Here is a 15,911-nt window from a genome sequence, read left to right on the forward strand (position 1 = left end):
CCAGGGCCTGCGACACGGCAAGCCCGCTTCATCCGTCCCTTTCCGGCGCTGTCGGCGTCGGGTGGCGACACCTGCGGACGGATGAGCGCACCATACGTCGACAGCGAGCATCGGCGCGGGGCACCAGGGCGGCACCGGCAGCCGTCGTCGAGAGAGAAGATAGAAGTACCCGAACACCGCAGGAAAGCGCCTCATGTCCTCTGCCAGCACCACCCGCCCTTCCCGCTCCCGCCGCCGCGCGCCCGATGACGGCCCGCGCGCGAGTCTGCGACAGCTGCTTCCCTTCGTCTTCGAGCAGAAGGGCGTGCTCGTCGTCGTCGCTGTGCTGAGCGTGCTCGCCGCCGTCGCGACCCTCGCCCAGCCGCTGGTGGTCGGTCAGGTCATCGACCGGGTGCAGAAGCAGAACCCGCTGGGTCTGCTGGTGTGGGTGCTGGTGGGTCTCGTCGTCGCCTCCTCGGTGATCAGCGGCATCCAGCACTTCCTCCTGCAGCGCACGGGCACGGCGGTCGTCTACTCGAGTCGGCGCCGTCTCATCGCACAGCTGCTGCACCTTCCCGTGCAGGAGTACGACGCACGGCGCACGGGCGACCTCGTCTCGCGCGTCGGCACCGACACGACCCTGCTGTACGCGGTGCTCACCCAGGGGTTGGCGGACTCGATCGGCAATGCGCTCATCTTCGTGGGCGCGATCGTGGCGATGTTCATCATCGATCCGGTGCTGCTGGTGCTCATCCTGGTCGTCGTCGGCGCGTCGGTCGCCGTCGTGGTGGCGCTCAGCGGGCGGATCCGCCGGGCGACCGCCGTGCAGCAGGAGAAGGTGGGCGAGCTGGCCTCGGGGGTGGAGCGCGCCGTCGGATCGATCCGCACGATCCGCGCCTCGGGTGCGTCCGAACGTGAACGCGAGAGCATCGAGCACACGGCGCGCGGTGCGTACGAGGCCGGCGTGCAGGTCGCGAAGGCATCGGCGTTCGTGGTGCCGGTCGCCGGCGTCGCCCTCCAGCTGTCGCTGCTCGTCGTCCTCGGCGTCGGCGGCTTCCGCGTCGCCTCCGGCGCGATCACGATCGCCGGGCTGGTGACTTTCGTGATGTTCCTGTTCTTCCTCGTGCAGCCACTCGGCTCGTTCTTCGGAGCGATCACCTCGGTCGGGCAGGCCCTCGGCGCACTGGGACGCATCCAGGAGGTGCTGGACCTTCGCACCGAGACGGCGTGCGATGCGGAGGTCGCGGCATCCGTCGCCGTCGGCACCTCTCCGATCTCGACGGCCGCCGCGCACGAGAACCACGAGACGACGTCGGCGATCGAGTTCCGCGACGTGCATTTCGCGTATCCGGATGCCGTGGTCAGCGCGCGCCGTCGCTCGGAGACCGAGGCGGCGGCCCTGCTCGCCGAGGCCCACGCCGACGCGACGGTGGCGGTCTCGGAAGCGGCCGGCGAGGTGCTGCGCGGCGTGTCTTTCCGCGTCCCGCGCGGGGCGCGCGTCGCCCTGGTCGGGCCGTCGGGTGCGGGCAAGTCCACCACCCTCGCGCTGATCGAGCGGTTCTACGACCCGACGGCGGGCTCGATCCTGCTCGACGGCGTCGACCTCCGCGGCATCGACCGCACGCGGCTGCGCGCCCAGCTCGGCTACGTCGAGCAGGACGCACCGACCCTCGCCGGGACGATCGCCGACAACCTGCGGTTGGCGTCGCCGTCGGCATCCGACGAGGAGTGCGTGCGCGTGTTGCGCGCCGTGAACCTCGGCGAGGTGCTGGAGCGCTCGCATCTGGGTCTGGACGCTCCGGTGGGTGAGGCCGGTGTCATGCTCTCGGGCGGCGAACGGCAGCGGCTCGCGATCGCCCGGGCGCTGCTGGCCGCTCCCCCGGTTCTGCTGCTGGACGAGTCGACGTCATCGCTCGACGGCCTCAACGAGCAGCGCATGCGCGAGGCGATCGACGCGGTCGCCTCGGGGCGGACGCTCGTCGTGATCGCGCACCGGTTGTCGACCGTCGTGGACAGCGATCTGATCGTCGTGATGGACCACGGCAGGGTCGTCGGGCAGGGCACCCACTCCGAACTCGTCGAGACCGTGCCGCTGTACCGCGACCTCGCGAAGCACCAGCTGCTCGTCTGACCCGCGATCACGACAGACGACGAGGGACCCGCCGTCACCGGCGGGCCCCTCTGCTGTCAGCGCTGGTCACTTGCCGCCGAGAGCGTCCTTCGCGTCCTTCGCCGCATCCTTGACGTCGGCTGCGGCGTCCTTCGCGTGGGCCTTGACCTGGTCGGCCTTACCCTCGGCGACGAGCTTGTCGTTGTCGGTGAGGTTGCCGATGGCCTCCTTGGCCTTGCCGGTCAGGTTCTCAGCGGTGTTCTTGATGTCATCTGCGAGGCCCATGAGGGACTCCTTTCTCTGGTGATGGTTCCGGTTTCTTTCGGGATCCCGGGCGGCCCGGGAAGTTCGGTGAGCGTCGTTCGTCAGGCGACGCGGCGCTCGTGGGCGACGGCGGAACGCAGACCGCCCGTGAGCTGGACGACCAGCGGTAGCGCGAGCCCCAGCCGGCGGTCGGTATCGGCGACCGCACCGGCGACGCGACGCTGGACGAGTCCCAGGTCGGCGCGCGGGCGCACCTGCACCCGCACCCGCAGAAGCCGGCGACGGCGATACGTCACCGCCGAGACGGCCAGCACGTCGGGCACATCCGCGAGCGACTGCCGGAGCAGATCGGCGACGACGCCGTCATCGATGGCGATGCCGCCCTCGTCGAGGACTGCGCGGACGTGCCGCTCACCGCGGGTGAGCACGACCACGAGCGCAATCACGACGACCAGCGCGAGGATGCCCGCAGCGATCCATGCCTGGGTCTGCGGCGCCACCCCCGTGCCGCGGACGACATCGGCGGCCATGGCCAGCAGCGGCGACGATCGCCCCTCGGCGAAGAGCGGCCAGGCCGCGGTCGCGGTGACGGCGAGGGCGCCTACGGCCAGCACGAAGAGGATCGTGCGGTTGACGAAGCGGGATGCCGGGCTCATGACAGCCGTCCTTCCGGGGTCACCTCGACGCGAGCCGTCAGTCGAGGCGCCGCGCCGAGTTCGGTGAGCAGCCGGTCGGCGGCACGCTCCACCTGTTCACGGTCGACCGGAAACCCGGTCGCGGGAGTGAGGGAGATGCGCGCAAGACGAGCGTCGAGCTGCGTGGACACGTGGGAGTTGGTGACGGCTGCGGCCGTGCCGGCGGCGCGCGAGAGTGCGCCGGCCACGATTGCGTCGTCGACCACCAGGGGTACCCGACCGGCGGCCAGGGCCCGGCGATGGGTGCGCCCGGGCGCCAATGCACCCCAGAGACACACGATGCCGAACAGTGCGGCCGCCGCAGCGACGATCGAGCCGGTCGTCCCCCCCTCGGTGAGCGCCGAGCGAACGGCGTCCGGGGCCACGAGCAGCGCGGGGCGCCCGAGAGCCGACAGCACCAGCTCGGTGGCCAGCGCCGCGGCGACGACGATGATCACGACCAGGGCCCAGCTCACCCAGACAGCACGCGAACGTCGTTGCAGACGCCGCGCAGCCGCGCTCTGAAGCCGGTCGGGCGCTACCGCCGGAACGACCTCGACGGGTGCCGATGTGGTGTTCACGAGATGCTCCTGTTCTGCGTGACGAGGTGAGTGATGCGCAGTCGGATGTCTCCGACCAGTGCTCCGGTGAGTGCGCTCACGCGCTCACCGGTGCGAGTGCGTGCTGCAGCGGCGCTGGCCGCGATGGGGTCGCCGTCGGCTCGGATGCCGCTGGTGAGATCCAGGGCGAGGGCCCCGCCCGCGTCGCGCACGTGGGCGCGGGACGCGCGGGCGGGAACGCCCAGCTCATCGGCGAGGACCGCCGCCGCGACGCGCTCGTAGGCCCGTGCGGAGATGGTGACCCGACCGGGGATCCGTGCGGCATCCATGGTCAGCCCACCCGCCGGCCGCGGGCGGCATCGATCGCGGCGCGCAGGTCGATGCGGCCCGACACCGCGGCGCCGATGAGGCCGCCGATGGCGGCGAGAGCCGCCACGAGCACCATGCCCCAGAAGCCGAACGCCAGTGCGGCGACGGCGAGCACCGCGCCCGCGACCGCTCCCCACACCGTGGGGCCCCCGCCGGTCACTGGACACGCTCCGGGGCGGGAGCCTCGTCGTCACCCGGGATGTGGACGTCGACGACGGTCACATTGACCTCGGTGACCTCCATGCCGGCGAGCTCGGTGATGGCATCGGCGACGGCCGTGCGCACGTCGGTCGCGACGCGCTGCAGCTGCTCGGGGTACTCGGCCACGATCGTGATGTCGGCGGCGACCTGCGTCTCGCCGACCTCGACGTTCACACCCTGACCCAGATCCTTGGCGCCCACGGCCTCACGGATGCTGCCGATGACGCGCGCGGCTCCGCCGCCGAGGGCGTGCACGCCGGGCACGGAAGAGGCGGCGATGCCGGCAATCTTGGCGATGACCGGGTCGACGATGACGGTCTTGCCGGCGCCCGCAGCAGGTGCGACGGCGGAGGTGGTGGGGGTCGTGGTAGCCATGATGTCGTTTCCTTTCCGGCCCTCCGGTGAGGGCGTTCACAGGTGTGACGGATGCCGCAGGGGTTTCGTCACGGTCGATTTCCTGGCAGTTCGCTGAGTGCCACCGCGGGGAGCTGTCAGCGCGCCTAATGCCTGCGCGGTGGCGACGCAACCCCTTGGCGGCGTCAGCTGCGCGTGGCACGGTCGAGGTATCCAGGGGGCATCGCGCGGCCCGCAGGGTGACGACGGCGCGAGGGGGGAAGCGGTGTGGACACGCTGACACACGTCGAGGACGGCGTTCTGGCCGCACGCGCCGCCGACGGCGACGAGCGCGCGTTCGCGGTGCTCGTGCGTCGGCACAGCGGTTACCTGATCGGCTTCGCCACCCGGCTGCTGCGCTCACGCGCCGACGCCGACGACTGCGTGCAGGAGGCCCTGATCATCGCGTGGCGACGACTCCCGGAACTGCGCGAGCCCGACCGCGTCCGTTCCTGGCTGTCGACGATCGTGGCACGCAAGGCCACCGACCGTCTGCGCAGCGCGGCGCCCACCGCACCGATCGAGGATACGGAGCCCGAGGCCCTGCAGCCCACACCGGATGAGTCCGCCGTGGCATCCTCTCAACTGGACATGCTGCGGCGCGTGCTGGACGAGCTGCCGGTCGAGCAACGCACGACCTGGCTGCTGCGCGAGGTGAGCGGATACGGCTACGACGAGATCGCCCGCGAGCTGGGCGTGTCCGCGACGGCGGTGCGCGGCAGGCTCGCGCGGGCGCGAGCGACCATCTACGACCGGATGAAGGAGTGGAGGTGAGCGGGATGACGCGCGAGGAGATCGGCGATTCGGGCCACACCCTCGAGGAGCTCGCGGCTTATCACGAGCGCGGACGGACGCCGGCGATCCCCGCGATCGACGGCGATGCGCAGTGTCGAGCCGTGCTGGGTTCGATGGACCGCCTCGGGGCGCTGTCGCGCGAACTCATCGAGACCGACGCCCGTGACGATGTCTCCGAGACCTGGTTCCAACAGATTCTCGGCGAAGTCGCCCGGGAGTCTCGCGCGGGGCGCGACCTGCCTCTCGTCGACGACGACCCGGTACGCGTCGTGGTGACCGAGGGCGCCGTGCGCGGTCTCGTCCGCGACGCCGGCGACGCCGTGGAGGGCGTGCTCGTGGAACGGGTGCATCTCACGCTCCACGAGGATGTAGGCGTCGACGTACGGCTGACGATCAGCGTCCTGGACAGCGTGCTCGGCGCGGGACGCGGGCTTGCGCGCATCGCAGATTCGGTGCGAGAGCGCGTGCGCGCCGATCTCGAGGAGTACGGAGGATGGACCGTAGGCGTCGTCGACGTCACGATCGACTCGCTGCGGATGCGGGAGGAGGAGCGATGAGCGACACCGCGACCCGATCGGCGAGCGGCGACGCGCCCACCGACCTCGCCCTGATCGTGGATGCCGCCGCGAGGGCGGTCACCGGCGTGGCCGAGCTGTACTACGCCGCCGCCCTCCCGGCTCGCCTGTGGCGGGCCACGCTCGCCGGCGACGGCGCGTACAGCGTGGTGACGCGGCGCGCGCAGACGCTGGAGGTGACGGTGAGCATCGGCGTCACGGGCGGTCGCGTCGCCGAGGTGGCGAGCGAGGTCGCGCTGCGGGTGCGCGAGGCGCTGGGCACACCTGACGCGCACGTCACCGTGCGCGTCAGCCGCATCACCGCGACGGGGCGAGCTTGAGGCGGTAGCGAAGAGCCGCGAGTTCGGCGTACAGGGCCGGCGGCACCCGCCCCTCGAACGTGCGGTAGAACTCCTCCGTGAGCTCGGCCTCCTGCAGCCACAGGTCGCGGTCGATCGCGAACAGGGCGTCGAGGTCGGCATCGGGCACCTCGATGCCGTCGAGGTTCAGATCCTCCGTGCGCGGCAGCCGTCCGATCGGGCTGTCGATGGCGGGGACCACTCCCTCGATGCGGCGGATGATCCAGTCGATCACGCGTGCGTTGTCGCCGAATCCCGGCCAGAGGAAGCGGCCGTCCTCGCCCTTTCGGAACCAGTTGACCTGGAAGATGCGCGGGGCGCGGTCGAAGCGCAGACGCTGGCCGACCTTGAGCCAGTGGCCGAAGTAGTCCGCCATGTTGTAGCCGCAGAACGGGAGCATCGCGAAGGGGTCGCGGCGCAGCTCGCCGACGGTCCCTTCGGCAGCGGCGGTGCGCTCGGAGGAGATGTTCGAGCCGAGGAACACACCGTGGGTCCAATCGGTGGCCTCGAGCACGAGCGGGACGTTGGTCGCCCGGCGTCCACCGAACAGAATGCCGTCCAGCGGGACGCCCTCCGGGGTCTCCCAGTCGGGGGCGATCTGCGGACACTGCCCCGCACTGACGGTGAAGCGCGAGTTGGGGTGGGCAGCCGGGCGACCCATGGCCGGTGTCCAGGGCTTGCCCTCCCAGTCGATCAGTTCCTGCGGCACGTCGTCGGTCAGACCCTCCCACCACACGTCTCCGTCGGGGCGCAACGCCACGTTCGTGAAGATCGTGTTGCCCCAGAGCGTTTCGACGGCGGCGACGTTGGTCGATGCGCCCGTCCCCGGCGCCACCCCGAAGAACCCGGCCTCGGGGTTGATGGCCCACAGGCGCCCGTCCTCGCCGGGGCGAAGCCACGCGATGTCGTCGCCGAGAGTCTCGACCCGCCATCCCGGAATCGTGGGACGCAGCATCGCGAGATTGGTCTTGCCACACGCCGAGGGGAAGGCGGCGGCGAGGTGGAAACGCTTGCCCTCTGGGCTGATGACGCGGATCAGCAGCATGTGCTCGGCGAGCCACCCCTCCTCGCGTCCGATGACCGAGGCGATGCGCAGTGCGAAACACTTCTTCGCAAGGATCGCGTTGCCGCCGTAGCCCGATCCGAACGACCACACCTCGAGCGTGTCGGGAAAGTGCACGATGTACTTCTCGTCGTTGCAGGGCCAGGCGACGTCTTCCTGGCCAGGGGCCAGGGGCGCGCCGACCGAGTGCACCGTCTTGACCCAGGGCTTGCCGGCGGCGATCTGCTCCAGCACCGCAGTGCCGACGCGCGTCATGATGCCGATGGAGGTCACCGCGTACGCGCTGTCGGTGATCTGCACGCCGATGTGCGAGAGCGGACCGCCGACGGCGCCCATCGAGAAGGGCACGACGTACATCGTGCGCCCGCGCATCGACCCCGCGAACAGCGGGGTGATGGTCGCCCGGATCTGATCGGGCTGTGCCCAGTTGTTGGTGGGGCCGGCATCCTCTTGTCGCGCGGAGGCGATGAAGGTGCGCGCCTCGGTGCGGGCGACGTCGCTCGGGTGCGACCGGGCGAGGTAGGAGCCCGGTCGCCACTCGGGGTTGAGCTTGATGAGCTTGCCTTCGTCTACCTGCTGGCGAAGAAGAGCCTCGTTCTCGGCGCGGGAACCGTCGACCCAGTGGATGCGCGCGGGCTGCGTCAGGGCGGCGACCTCGTCGACCCAGGCGAGCAGCGCCTCCAGGCCGGTGCCGGCCACGACCGGTCGCATCCCGAACCCGCCGCGGGGCTCGTCGGCCGCGTCGGCCCCCGTGGCGGTGCGAATGGCGGTCGAGCGGGTGAACATGTCGGCGATGGCCATGTCGGGCTCCTTCAGCGTGGCGTCGGTGGGGCGATCCGGAGAGGTCTCTTCCAGATTGAGCTCCTCACGACGGATTTGCATGCTCTGGCGTCGTCAAGAAACGTGATTCTTTCGCTATGCTCAAGGAATGCCACCCACGTCTCTGGAGCTGTCGACGCTCGGTCACCGCGTGCGCCACCAACGGGTGTCGCACGGACTCACGCTCGACGAGCTCGGCGCGATCGTCGGTGTCGCCGGCAGCCAGCTGAGCCTGATCGAGAACGGCAAGCGCGAGCCGAAGCTGTCGCTGTTGCAGGCGATTGCCGCCGCCACCGGCACGGACGTCACCGACCTCCTCTCCCCCGAGCCGCCCAACCGCCGGGCCGCCCTCGAGCTCGAACTCGAACGGGCGCAGCAGTCCCCCGTCTTCCGCAGCCTCGGCATCCCGGCTCTGCGGGTGACCAAGGCGACCTCCGACGAGACGATCGAGTCGGTGCTGGGGCTGCACCGTGAGCTGCAGCGGCGCGAGCGGGCCGCCATCGCGACTCCGGAAGAGGCCCGGCGGGCGAACACGGAGCTGCGCCTGCGCATGCGCGCCAAGGACAACTACCTCCCCGAGATCGAGAAACTCGCGGAGAAGCAGCTGAAGGCCGCCGGCCACGTCTCGGGCGCCCTCACCCACCGCACGGTCAGCATCATGGCGTCCCAGCTCGGTTTCGAACTGATCTACGTCGATGATCTCCCCCACTCGGCCCGCTCGGTCACTGACCTGGAGAACGGCAGGATCTACCTGCCGCCGGCATCGATCCCCGGCGGCCACGGCCTGCGCTCGATGGCCCTGCAGGCCATGGCCCACCGGCTGCTCGGACACACACCGCCCAGTGACTACGCCGACTTCCTCCAGCAGCGGCTCGAGATCAACTACTTCGCGGCCTGCTGTCTCATGCCCGAGACCGCCTCGGTCGCCTTCCTGACCCAGGCGAAGAAGGATCGCAACCTGGCCGTCGAGGACTTCCGCGATGCGTTCGGCGTGACCCACGAGGCCGCCGGCATGCGGCTGACGAACCTCCTGACGCAGCACATCGGCATCCGCCTGCACTTCCTGCGAGTCGACGGCTCGGGCGCCATCACCCGCGCCTACGAGAACGATGACCTGCCGCTGCCGATGGACGTCACCGGATCGGTCGAGGGACAGGTCGTGTGCCGGCATTTCGCCGCGCGCGCCGCCTTCTCGGAGCAGAACCGCACGGTCGAGCATTACCAGTACACCGACACCCCCGCCGGTACCTTCTGGTGCTCGTCGCAGACCGGACGCACCTCGGACGGCGAGTTCTCGATCACCGTCGGGGTGCCTTTCGACGACGCGCGCTGGTTCCGCGGCCGCGAGACGCAGAAGCGCGCGATCTCGACGTGCCCCGACGAGTCGTGTTGCCGACGGCCGGATGCCGATCTCACGGCGCGCTGGGAGGGTCGCGCGTGGCCGAGTGCCCGCGTGCACATGCAGATGTTCTCACCGCTGCCGCGCGGCGCCTTCCCCGGCGTCGACGACGGCGAGGTCTACGCCTTCCTCGACCGGCACGCCCAGGGCTGACGGCGCCGAGCGGAGCCTACGCGGCCGGCAGGACGACCTCCACGAGCAGCCCGCCGTCGTCGCGCGGCCACAGGGTCAGACTGCCGTCGTGCGCACGAACGATCGCCGCGACGATCGCGAGTCCCAAACCGGCTCCCTCGCGCTCGCCGCGATGTGCGCGCTGCGCCCCACGCTGGAACGGCTCCAGCAGAGTCGGGAGCATCTCCGACGGGACGACGGGCCCGGAGTTCTCCACGCGCAGACCGACGCCGCCCTGCGCCGAGCGCACACCGATTCGCACCCAGCCGTGATCATCGCAATTGTGCACGATCGCGTTGTGCACGAGGTTGACGACGAGCTGCTGCAGCAGCGACTGAGATCCCCGCGCGATGCCCGGCAGCGTCTCGAGCTGCAGAGCAATTCCCCGCGATTCGGCGAGCGACAGAAAGGTCTCCGCGGCCTGATCGGCCAGGAGTGAGACATCGACGGGGACGGGGTCGAGGGCCCCGCCTTCGGCGCGGCTGAGCGAGAGCAGCGCCTCGGTGAGCTCGATCGCCCGTCCGTTGACGCGAGCCAGCCGCGTGAGCAGAGCGTCGACGTCACGGTCCGGGTCAGCGGCGGCAACGTCGAGCATCGCCCGGGTGATGGCCAGCGGTGTGCGCAACTCGTGCGATGCGTTCGCGGCGAAGCGACGCTGCTCCGCGACCTGCGCTTCGATGCGCGCCAGCATGGCGTCAAAGCTGTCGGCGAGCTCGCGCACCTCGTCGTCGGGGCCTTGGGCGCCGATCCGATGCGACAGCGATCCGGCGGCGGCCAGCCGCGTCGCACGGGTGATCCGCCCCAGCGGCGCGAGCATGTGCCCGGCAAGGAACCACCCACCCACCAGTCCGACGACGATCAGCAGGGCCCACGCGGCGAGCGCGGGGGGCACGAATGCCCGCAGCAGATCGCCGCGACCCGGCATGAACCCGCCGGTCGTCGGCGCCGCCTCCTCCGGGACGTATCGCAGAAGGAACAGCCACACGACGGACAGCAACAGAGCGCCGGCGAGCGCAACCGTGCCGGCATAGCTGAGCATGAGCTTCACCCGGAAGGTCAGCCCCGCGGCACGCCGGCGCGCACCGGGAGAGGGCGACGGTGTCGCACTCACCTCCCCTCCGCCTCAGCGTCGGACGCCGGCACCTCGACGCGATAGCCGACGCCGGAGACCGTCGCGATCACGGCGGGACCACCGAGCCGTTGACGCAGACCGGACACCGTGATGCGGACCGCGTTGGTGAAAGGATCCGCGTTCTCGTCCCAGGCGCGTGCGAGCAGTTCCTCGGCGCTGACGACGCCGCCGCCCGCTTCGAGCAGCACCTCCAGGACGGCGAACTGCTTGCGAGTGAGCGCGACATAGCGACCGTCGCGGTACACCTCACGACGGAAGGGGTCGAGGCGGATGCCGGCGAGTTCGCGCACGGGTGGGCGCACCCGTCGGCGACGACGCTCGAGGGCGCGCAGCCGCAGAACGAGCTCGCGCATCGCGAACGGCTTGGTGAGGTAGTCATCGGCGCCCAGCTCGAATCCCGACGCCTTGTCGTCGAGCCGGTCGGCGGCGGTCAGCATGAGGATCGGCACCCCCGTGCCGCCCTGCACGATCGACGCCGCGACCGCATCTCCCGATGTCCCCGGAACATCGCGATCGAGCACGGCGACGTCGTAGTCGGTGTAGGACAGCAACTCCAGCGCGGTATCGCCGTCGCCCGCGAGGTCGGCCGCGATCGCTTCCAGGCGCAGCCCGTCACGGATCGCATCGGCCAGCAGGGGTTCGTCCTCCAGGACCAGCACGCGCATTCTTCGATGCTAAGAGGCCACGCATATCGTCGGCGTATCGGATTTCGGCGACGCTCCCGCAACGGCCTCCGCGTTTGACTCGCCCGCATGGCACGTCACCTCTCCACTCCGCCCGCGGCCACCTCTGCCCACCCCCTCCGCCGGCGATGGCTTCTCGCCGCCGGGATGACCGCAGCTCTCGTGCTGGTCACCGCCACGGTGCTGATGCTGCTGCTCGGAGACCCGCTGACGCACCTGCCACCCGCGGAGTCCCGCGGGTCGATGTCGGACTCGTCGACGTCGTCGTCTGCGCCGAACCCCGAACCCGCGGATGCCCCCACGGATGCGGCGACGTCCGTCGCCGACGGCTACCTACCCTGGGGGGTGACTCCCTTCGACGCGCAGTACCCGGGTATCTCGCGGATGGATCCCGCACTCCTGGACGCCCTCCAGCGTGCGAGCACCCAGGCCTACGCCGACGGCGTCAGCTTCTTCGTCACGAGCGGTTGGCGCTCGCCCGCGCAGCAGGAGTCGCTGCTGTCGCAGGCGGTGAGCCAGTACGGTTCGCGCGAGCGCGCGGCGCGGTGGGTCGCGACGGCCGACACCTCCCTGCACGTGCAGGGCGCCGCCGCCGACCTCGACGGCCGCGGCACGCAGGACTGGATCGCCCGTCATGGTCCGGCGTTCGGGCTGTGCCTGGTGTACGACAACGAGCCGTGGCACGTCGAACTACGACGGGATGCCGGCAGGAACGGGTGTCCGCCGACGTACGCCGACCCGTCGAGCGATCCGCGCCTGGCCCGCTGAGCGGTGCACGGGCGTGCGGCGGCGGACGCGCGTGGTGGGGTGGCGTGGTTGGGTGTACGCTCGCTGTTTGTGAGGTTCGCCTAACCTCACTTCCCCTCCCCGAAGAAACGCTCGTGCTTGCCACCTTCCTGATCGGCCTCCGCGAAGGCCTCGAAGCCGCGCTCGTCGTCGGCATCCTCGTCGCCTACCTGCGCCGCATCGACCGGCGCGACGTCCTTCCCCGGCTGTGGATCGGCGTGGGCCTGGCCGTCACCCTGGCCGTCGGCATCGGCGCGATCCTCACCTTCGGCGCCTACGCCCTCACGTTCGAAGCACAGGAGCTGATCGGGGGCCTGCTCTCTCTGGTCGCCGTCGGCATGGTGACCTGGATGATCTTCTGGATGCAGAAGACCGCCCGCACGATGAAGAAGACCCTCGAGGGCGGAGTCGACCGGGCTCTCGCGACGGGCGGCCTCTGGGGGATCGTCCTCATCGGATTCGTCTCCGTCGCCCGCGAAGGCATCGAGACGACGCTCCTGCTGTGGTCGATGGTGCAGTCCTTCGGCGACACGCCTTCCGCCCTTCTCGGCGCGCTGCTCGGCCTCGCCGCCGCCGTCATCCTCGGGTGGCTCCTCGCCCGCGGAATGGTGCGCCTCGACCTCCGCGTCTTCTTCGGCTGGACCGGCGGCTTCCTCGTGATCGTCGCCGCCGGCGTCCTGGCGTACGCGATCCACGACCTGCAGGAGGCCGGCGCCCTTCCCGGTCCGTTCTCCGCGCTGGCGCCCATCGTGGGCGGCACGGTCGCCGTGGGGGCGGCCGGCTTCCCCTTCGGCTGGGCGTTCGACCTCTCGGCGGCGATCGCGCCGGGAAGCCCTCTCGCCGCGATCCTGCAGGCCACCGTCGGCTTCATGCCGCAGATGTCCTGGCTGCAGGTCCTCGCCTGGGCCCTGTATCTGACCATCGTCGGCACGCTGTTCGTCCGCGGTCTCGATCGCCGGGCCGCCCGGCCCTCGGCATCCGCGCCCCTCTCATCCGTCCCGCACCACGCGGACCTCTCCCACCACCAAGGAGCATCATGACCCGCACACGCACCTGGGGAGCCGTCGCCGCTCTCGGCGCGACCGCCCTCGTGCTGGCCGGCTGCGTCGCCAAGACCGACGTCGCCGCCTCCGACGCCCTGACCGTCACCTCCACCGACACGGCGTGCACCGTCTCGACCGCGACCGCCACCAGCGGCACGCTCGCGTTCGCGGTGACCAACGCCAGCTCGCAGGTGACGGAGTTCTACCTCCTGGCCTCGGACGGCCTGCGCATCGTCGGCGAGGTCGAGAACATCGCCCCCGGCGCCTCGCGCACGCTCACCGTCGTCGCGCAGCCCGGCGACTACTTCACGCTGTGCAAGCCCGGCATGATCGGTGACGGCGTCGGTCGCACCGGTTTCACGGTCACCGGCGATGCCGTCACGGCATCCGGCGACGACGCCGCCCAGAAGCAGAAGGCCGTCGATCTGTACGCATCGTTCGTCAAGGACCAGGTGGAACAGCTCGTCCCGGCCGTGGCGAGCTTCGTGAGCGCCTACGAGGCCGGCGACGACGAGAAGGCGCGGAGCCTCTTCCCCACCACGCGCGCGTTCTACGAGCGGATCGAGCCCGTCGCGGAGTCGCTGGGCGACCTCGACCCGCGCATCGACTACCGCGAGGTGGATGCCGTCGCGGAAGGTCTCGACTGGACCGGTTTCCACCGCATCGAGAAGGACCTCTGGGTGCCCGCTCAGGACGCTCTGAACTCCGACGGCTCCACTCCCGCGTGGAAGGACTGGGCGCCCTCGACGTCCGCCGAGCGCGCGACATACGGGGCGAAGCTGATCGCCGACGTGGGCGAGCTGAACGACTACGTCCACGGCGACGCGTTCCAGAAGGCACTCGACGCGCAGGGCATCGGCGGCATCTCCAACGGCGCGATCGCCCTCCTGGACGAAGTGGCCACGGGAAAGATCAGCGGCGAAGAGGACTGGTGGAGCGGCACCGACCTCTACGACTTCGCGGCCAACGTCGAGGGATCGAAGATGGCGTTCTCGCTCGTCAAGGACTTCGCCGTCTCCTCCGGGGCGACCGGAACCGAGCTCGCCGGCCGGATCGACAGCGGCTACGCGGCCCTGGAGGCCGCGCTGGCCAGCCACGGGTCGCTGAGCGCCGGCTTCGTGAACTACCGGCAGCTGAGCGAAGCCGACAAGCGTCAGCTCACCGACCTCATCAACGCGCTGGCGGAGCCGCTGTCCAAGCTGACCTCCACGATCCTGCAGTGAGCACCGGCGAAGCGCCTGCGGGCGACGAGCGCGTCGACCCGTCGCCGCGCGCAGGCCTCAGCCGCCGAGGCCTGCTCGGCCTTGCGGCCGGCGTCGGCGCCGCCGGTCTCGCCGTCGGCGCCGGCGCGGGAGCCGCGGCGGGTGTCGCCGTGGGTCGCGCGCGTGGGGCCGCCGGCGGGGCCTCGCCGTACGCGTTCTACGGCGCGCATCAGGCCGGCATCACCACGCCCGTGCAGGACCACCTGCATTTCGCGTCGTTCGACATGATGGCGGGGACAACCCGCGAGGATCTGATCGAGCTTCTCCAGGACTGGTCCTACGCGGCGTCGCGGATGACACAGGGCCTCGATGTCTCGGCCAGCGGCGCGGTCGGAGGATCGCCCGAGGCGCCGCCGGACGACACCGGTGAAGCGCTGGGGCTGGCCGCGAACGGCTTGACGGTCACATTCGGGTTCGGCCCGACGCTGTTCACGGCCGCCGACGGCACCGACCGCTACGGTCTCGCCGATCGCCGCCCCGCCCTGCTCACCGCGCTGCCGGCATTCCTCGGCGAAGACCTGGCGCCCGATCACACGGGCGGCGACCTCTGCATCCAGGCGTGCGCCGACGATCCGCAGGTCGCCGTGCACGCGATCCGCAACCTGAGCCGCATCGCCTTCGGTCGGGCGCGGCTGCGCTGGTCGCAGCTCGGATTCGGCAAGACCTCGAAGACCACCGCCGATCAGGCGACGCCGCGCAACCTCTTCGGGTTCAAGGACGGCACGGCCAACATCCTCGCCGATGATCAGGCGGCGCTGGATCAGCACGTCTGGGTCGGCGACGGCGACGAACCGGCCTGGCTCGTCGGCGGCTCCTACCTCGTGGCCCGCAAGATCGCGATGCTCATCGAAACGTGGGATCGCGTGCGCCTGAGCGAGCAGGAGCGCATCACCGGACGCGACAAGGCGCACGGCGCACCTCTCTCGGGCGGACAGGAGCAGACGGCGCCGGATTTCTCCGCCGTCGGCGCCACGGGACAGCCGGCGATCGACGCGCGCAGTCACGTGCGCCTCGCCCATCCCGACCTCAACAAGGGCATCCGCGTCCTTCGCCGCGGCTACAACTACGTCGACGGCAACACCGAGCTGGGGCGCCTGGACGCGGGGCTCTTCTTCCTCGCGTACCAGCGCTCTCCCGAGCAGTTCGTCACTCTCCAGCGCGCCCTGTCCAGGGACCTGCTGAACGAGTACATCCGCCACATCGGCTCAGGGTTGTGGGCCGTCCCCCCGGGAGCCCGGGAGGGCTCGTACGTCGGGGCGGGTCTGTTCGCCTGACCCCACGCTTCGGGGTCGCGT

General features: G+C 70.7%; 18 protein-coding genes. 9 read left to right on the top strand and 9 right to left on the bottom strand.

Annotation, left to right across the window (positions count from 1 at the left end):
- Nucleotides 1-193 precede the first annotated feature (193 nt).
- Nucleotides 194-2,110, top strand: a complete 1,917-nt coding sequence (locus DEU37_RS13175; protein ID WP_121191087.1) for an ABC transporter ATP-binding protein — start codon at nucleotides 194-196, stop codon at nucleotides 2,108-2,110.
- A gap of 66 nt (nucleotides 2,111-2,176) precedes the next feature.
- On the opposite strand, the gene DEU37_RS13180 is transcribed toward DEU37_RS13175, so the two are convergent.
- The 6 genes from DEU37_RS13180 to DEU37_RS13205 form a co-directional block, all read right to left on the bottom strand.
- Complete coding sequence (locus DEU37_RS13180) at nucleotides 2,177-2,374, bottom strand: CsbD family protein (RefSeq protein WP_036314858.1); 198 nt, start codon at nucleotides 2,372-2,374, stop codon at nucleotides 2,177-2,179.
- 80 nt (nucleotides 2,375-2,454) lie between these two features.
- Nucleotides 2,455-3,009 (bottom strand): hypothetical protein, encoded by a 555-nt coding sequence (locus DEU37_RS13185; protein ID WP_121191088.1) that lies wholly within the window; start codon nucleotides 3,007-3,009, stop codon nucleotides 2,455-2,457.
- Nucleotides 3,006-3,608: a hypothetical protein gene (locus tag DEU37_RS13190; protein ID WP_121191089.1), complete on the bottom strand. Its 603-nt coding sequence runs from the start codon at nucleotides 3,606-3,608 to the stop codon at nucleotides 3,006-3,008. The genes DEU37_RS13185 and DEU37_RS13190 overlap by 4 nt, the downstream gene beginning before the upstream one ends.
- Nucleotides 3,605-3,916 (bottom strand): hypothetical protein, encoded by a 312-nt coding sequence (locus DEU37_RS13195; RefSeq protein WP_121191090.1) that lies wholly within the window; start codon nucleotides 3,914-3,916, stop codon nucleotides 3,605-3,607. The genes DEU37_RS13190 and DEU37_RS13195 overlap by 4 nt, the downstream gene beginning before the upstream one ends.
- 2 nt (nucleotides 3,917-3,918) lie before the next feature.
- Nucleotides 3,919-4,116: a DUF2273 domain-containing protein gene (locus DEU37_RS13200; protein ID WP_039414055.1), complete on the bottom strand. Its 198-nt coding sequence runs from the start codon at nucleotides 4,114-4,116 to the stop codon at nucleotides 3,919-3,921.
- Nucleotides 4,113-4,532 (bottom strand): Asp23/Gls24 family envelope stress response protein, encoded by a 420-nt coding sequence (locus tag DEU37_RS13205; RefSeq protein WP_036317153.1) that lies wholly within the window; start codon nucleotides 4,530-4,532, stop codon nucleotides 4,113-4,115. Before DEU37_RS13205 ends, DEU37_RS13200 begins: the two co-directional genes overlap by 4 nt.
- 246 nt (nucleotides 4,533-4,778) lie before the next feature.
- Between DEU37_RS13205 and DEU37_RS13210 the strand changes: the two genes are divergently transcribed.
- From DEU37_RS13210 to DEU37_RS13220, 3 genes are read left to right on the top strand one after another with little or no spacing between them, the layout of a single operon-like run.
- Entirely contained in the window at nucleotides 4,779-5,324 is a 546-nt protein-coding gene (locus DEU37_RS13210; RefSeq protein WP_036317148.1) for an RNA polymerase sigma factor, read from the top strand.
- The gene (locus DEU37_RS13215; protein WP_147424881.1) at nucleotides 5,321-5,902 is read left to right on the top strand and encodes an Asp23/Gls24 family envelope stress response protein; all 582 of its coding nucleotides are present in this window, start codon (nucleotides 5,321-5,323) and stop codon (nucleotides 5,900-5,902) included. The genes DEU37_RS13210 and DEU37_RS13215 overlap by 4 nt, the downstream gene beginning before the upstream one ends.
- Complete coding sequence (locus tag DEU37_RS13220; protein WP_121191092.1) at nucleotides 5,899-6,240, top strand: hypothetical protein; 342 nt, start codon at nucleotides 5,899-5,901, stop codon at nucleotides 6,238-6,240. The genes DEU37_RS13215 and DEU37_RS13220 overlap by 4 nt, the downstream gene beginning before the upstream one ends.
- Here DEU37_RS13220 and DEU37_RS13225 read toward each other — a convergent pair.
- On the bottom strand, nucleotides 6,218-8,122 hold the full coding sequence (locus tag DEU37_RS13225) for a phosphoenolpyruvate carboxykinase (GTP) (RefSeq protein WP_121191159.1): 1,905 nt from the start codon (nucleotides 8,120-8,122) through the stop codon (nucleotides 6,218-6,220). The genes DEU37_RS13220 and DEU37_RS13225 overlap by 23 nt on opposite strands.
- 127 nt (nucleotides 8,123-8,249) lie before the next feature.
- Between DEU37_RS13225 and DEU37_RS13230 the strand changes: the two genes are divergently transcribed.
- Complete coding sequence (locus DEU37_RS13230) at nucleotides 8,250-9,692, top strand: XRE family transcriptional regulator (protein WP_121191093.1); 1,443 nt, start codon at nucleotides 8,250-8,252, stop codon at nucleotides 9,690-9,692.
- Nucleotides 9,693-9,708: 16 nt separating this feature from the next.
- Here the strand turns inward: DEU37_RS13230 and DEU37_RS13235 are convergent, their stop codons facing one another.
- Nucleotides 9,709-10,821: a HAMP domain-containing sensor histidine kinase gene (locus DEU37_RS13235; protein ID WP_310790705.1), complete on the bottom strand. Its 1,113-nt coding sequence runs from the start codon at nucleotides 10,819-10,821 to the stop codon at nucleotides 9,709-9,711.
- Entirely contained in the window at nucleotides 10,818-11,507 is a 690-nt protein-coding gene (locus DEU37_RS13240) for a response regulator transcription factor (RefSeq protein ID WP_112932543.1), read from the bottom strand. The genes DEU37_RS13235 and DEU37_RS13240 overlap by 4 nt, the downstream gene beginning before the upstream one ends.
- Before the next feature lie 87 nt (nucleotides 11,508-11,594).
- Between DEU37_RS13240 and DEU37_RS13245 the strand changes: the two genes are divergently transcribed.
- The 4 genes from DEU37_RS13245 (at nucleotide 11,595) to efeB (ending at nucleotide 15,890) form a co-directional block, all read left to right on the top strand.
- Nucleotides 11,595-12,293, top strand: a complete 699-nt coding sequence (locus tag DEU37_RS13245; RefSeq protein WP_121191094.1) for a D-alanyl-D-alanine carboxypeptidase family protein — start codon at nucleotides 11,595-11,597, stop codon at nucleotides 12,291-12,293.
- 113 nt (nucleotides 12,294-12,406) lie between these two features.
- A complete protein-coding gene (efeU, locus tag DEU37_RS13250; protein ID WP_121191095.1) occupies nucleotides 12,407-13,351 on the top strand; it encodes an iron uptake transporter permease EfeU in 945 nt (314 codons plus the stop codon).
- On the top strand, nucleotides 13,348-14,577 hold the full coding sequence (gene efeO / locus DEU37_RS13255) for an iron uptake system protein EfeO (protein ID WP_121191096.1): 1,230 nt from the start codon (nucleotides 13,348-13,350) through the stop codon (nucleotides 14,575-14,577). The genes efeU and efeO overlap by 4 nt, the downstream gene beginning before the upstream one ends.
- Nucleotides 14,574-15,890, top strand: coding sequence for an iron uptake transporter deferrochelatase/peroxidase subunit (gene efeB, locus DEU37_RS13260; RefSeq protein ID WP_121191097.1), 1,317 nt, complete (start codon nucleotides 14,574-14,576; stop codon nucleotides 15,888-15,890). Before efeO ends, efeB begins: the two co-directional genes overlap by 4 nt.
- The last annotated feature ends 21 nt before the right edge of the window (nucleotides 15,891-15,911 follow it).

The sequence above is a fragment of the Microbacterium sp. AG790 genome, from assembly GCF_003634765.1.
In the GTDB taxonomy this organism is placed as follows: Bacteria; Actinomycetota; Actinomycetes; order Actinomycetales; family Microbacteriaceae; genus Microbacterium.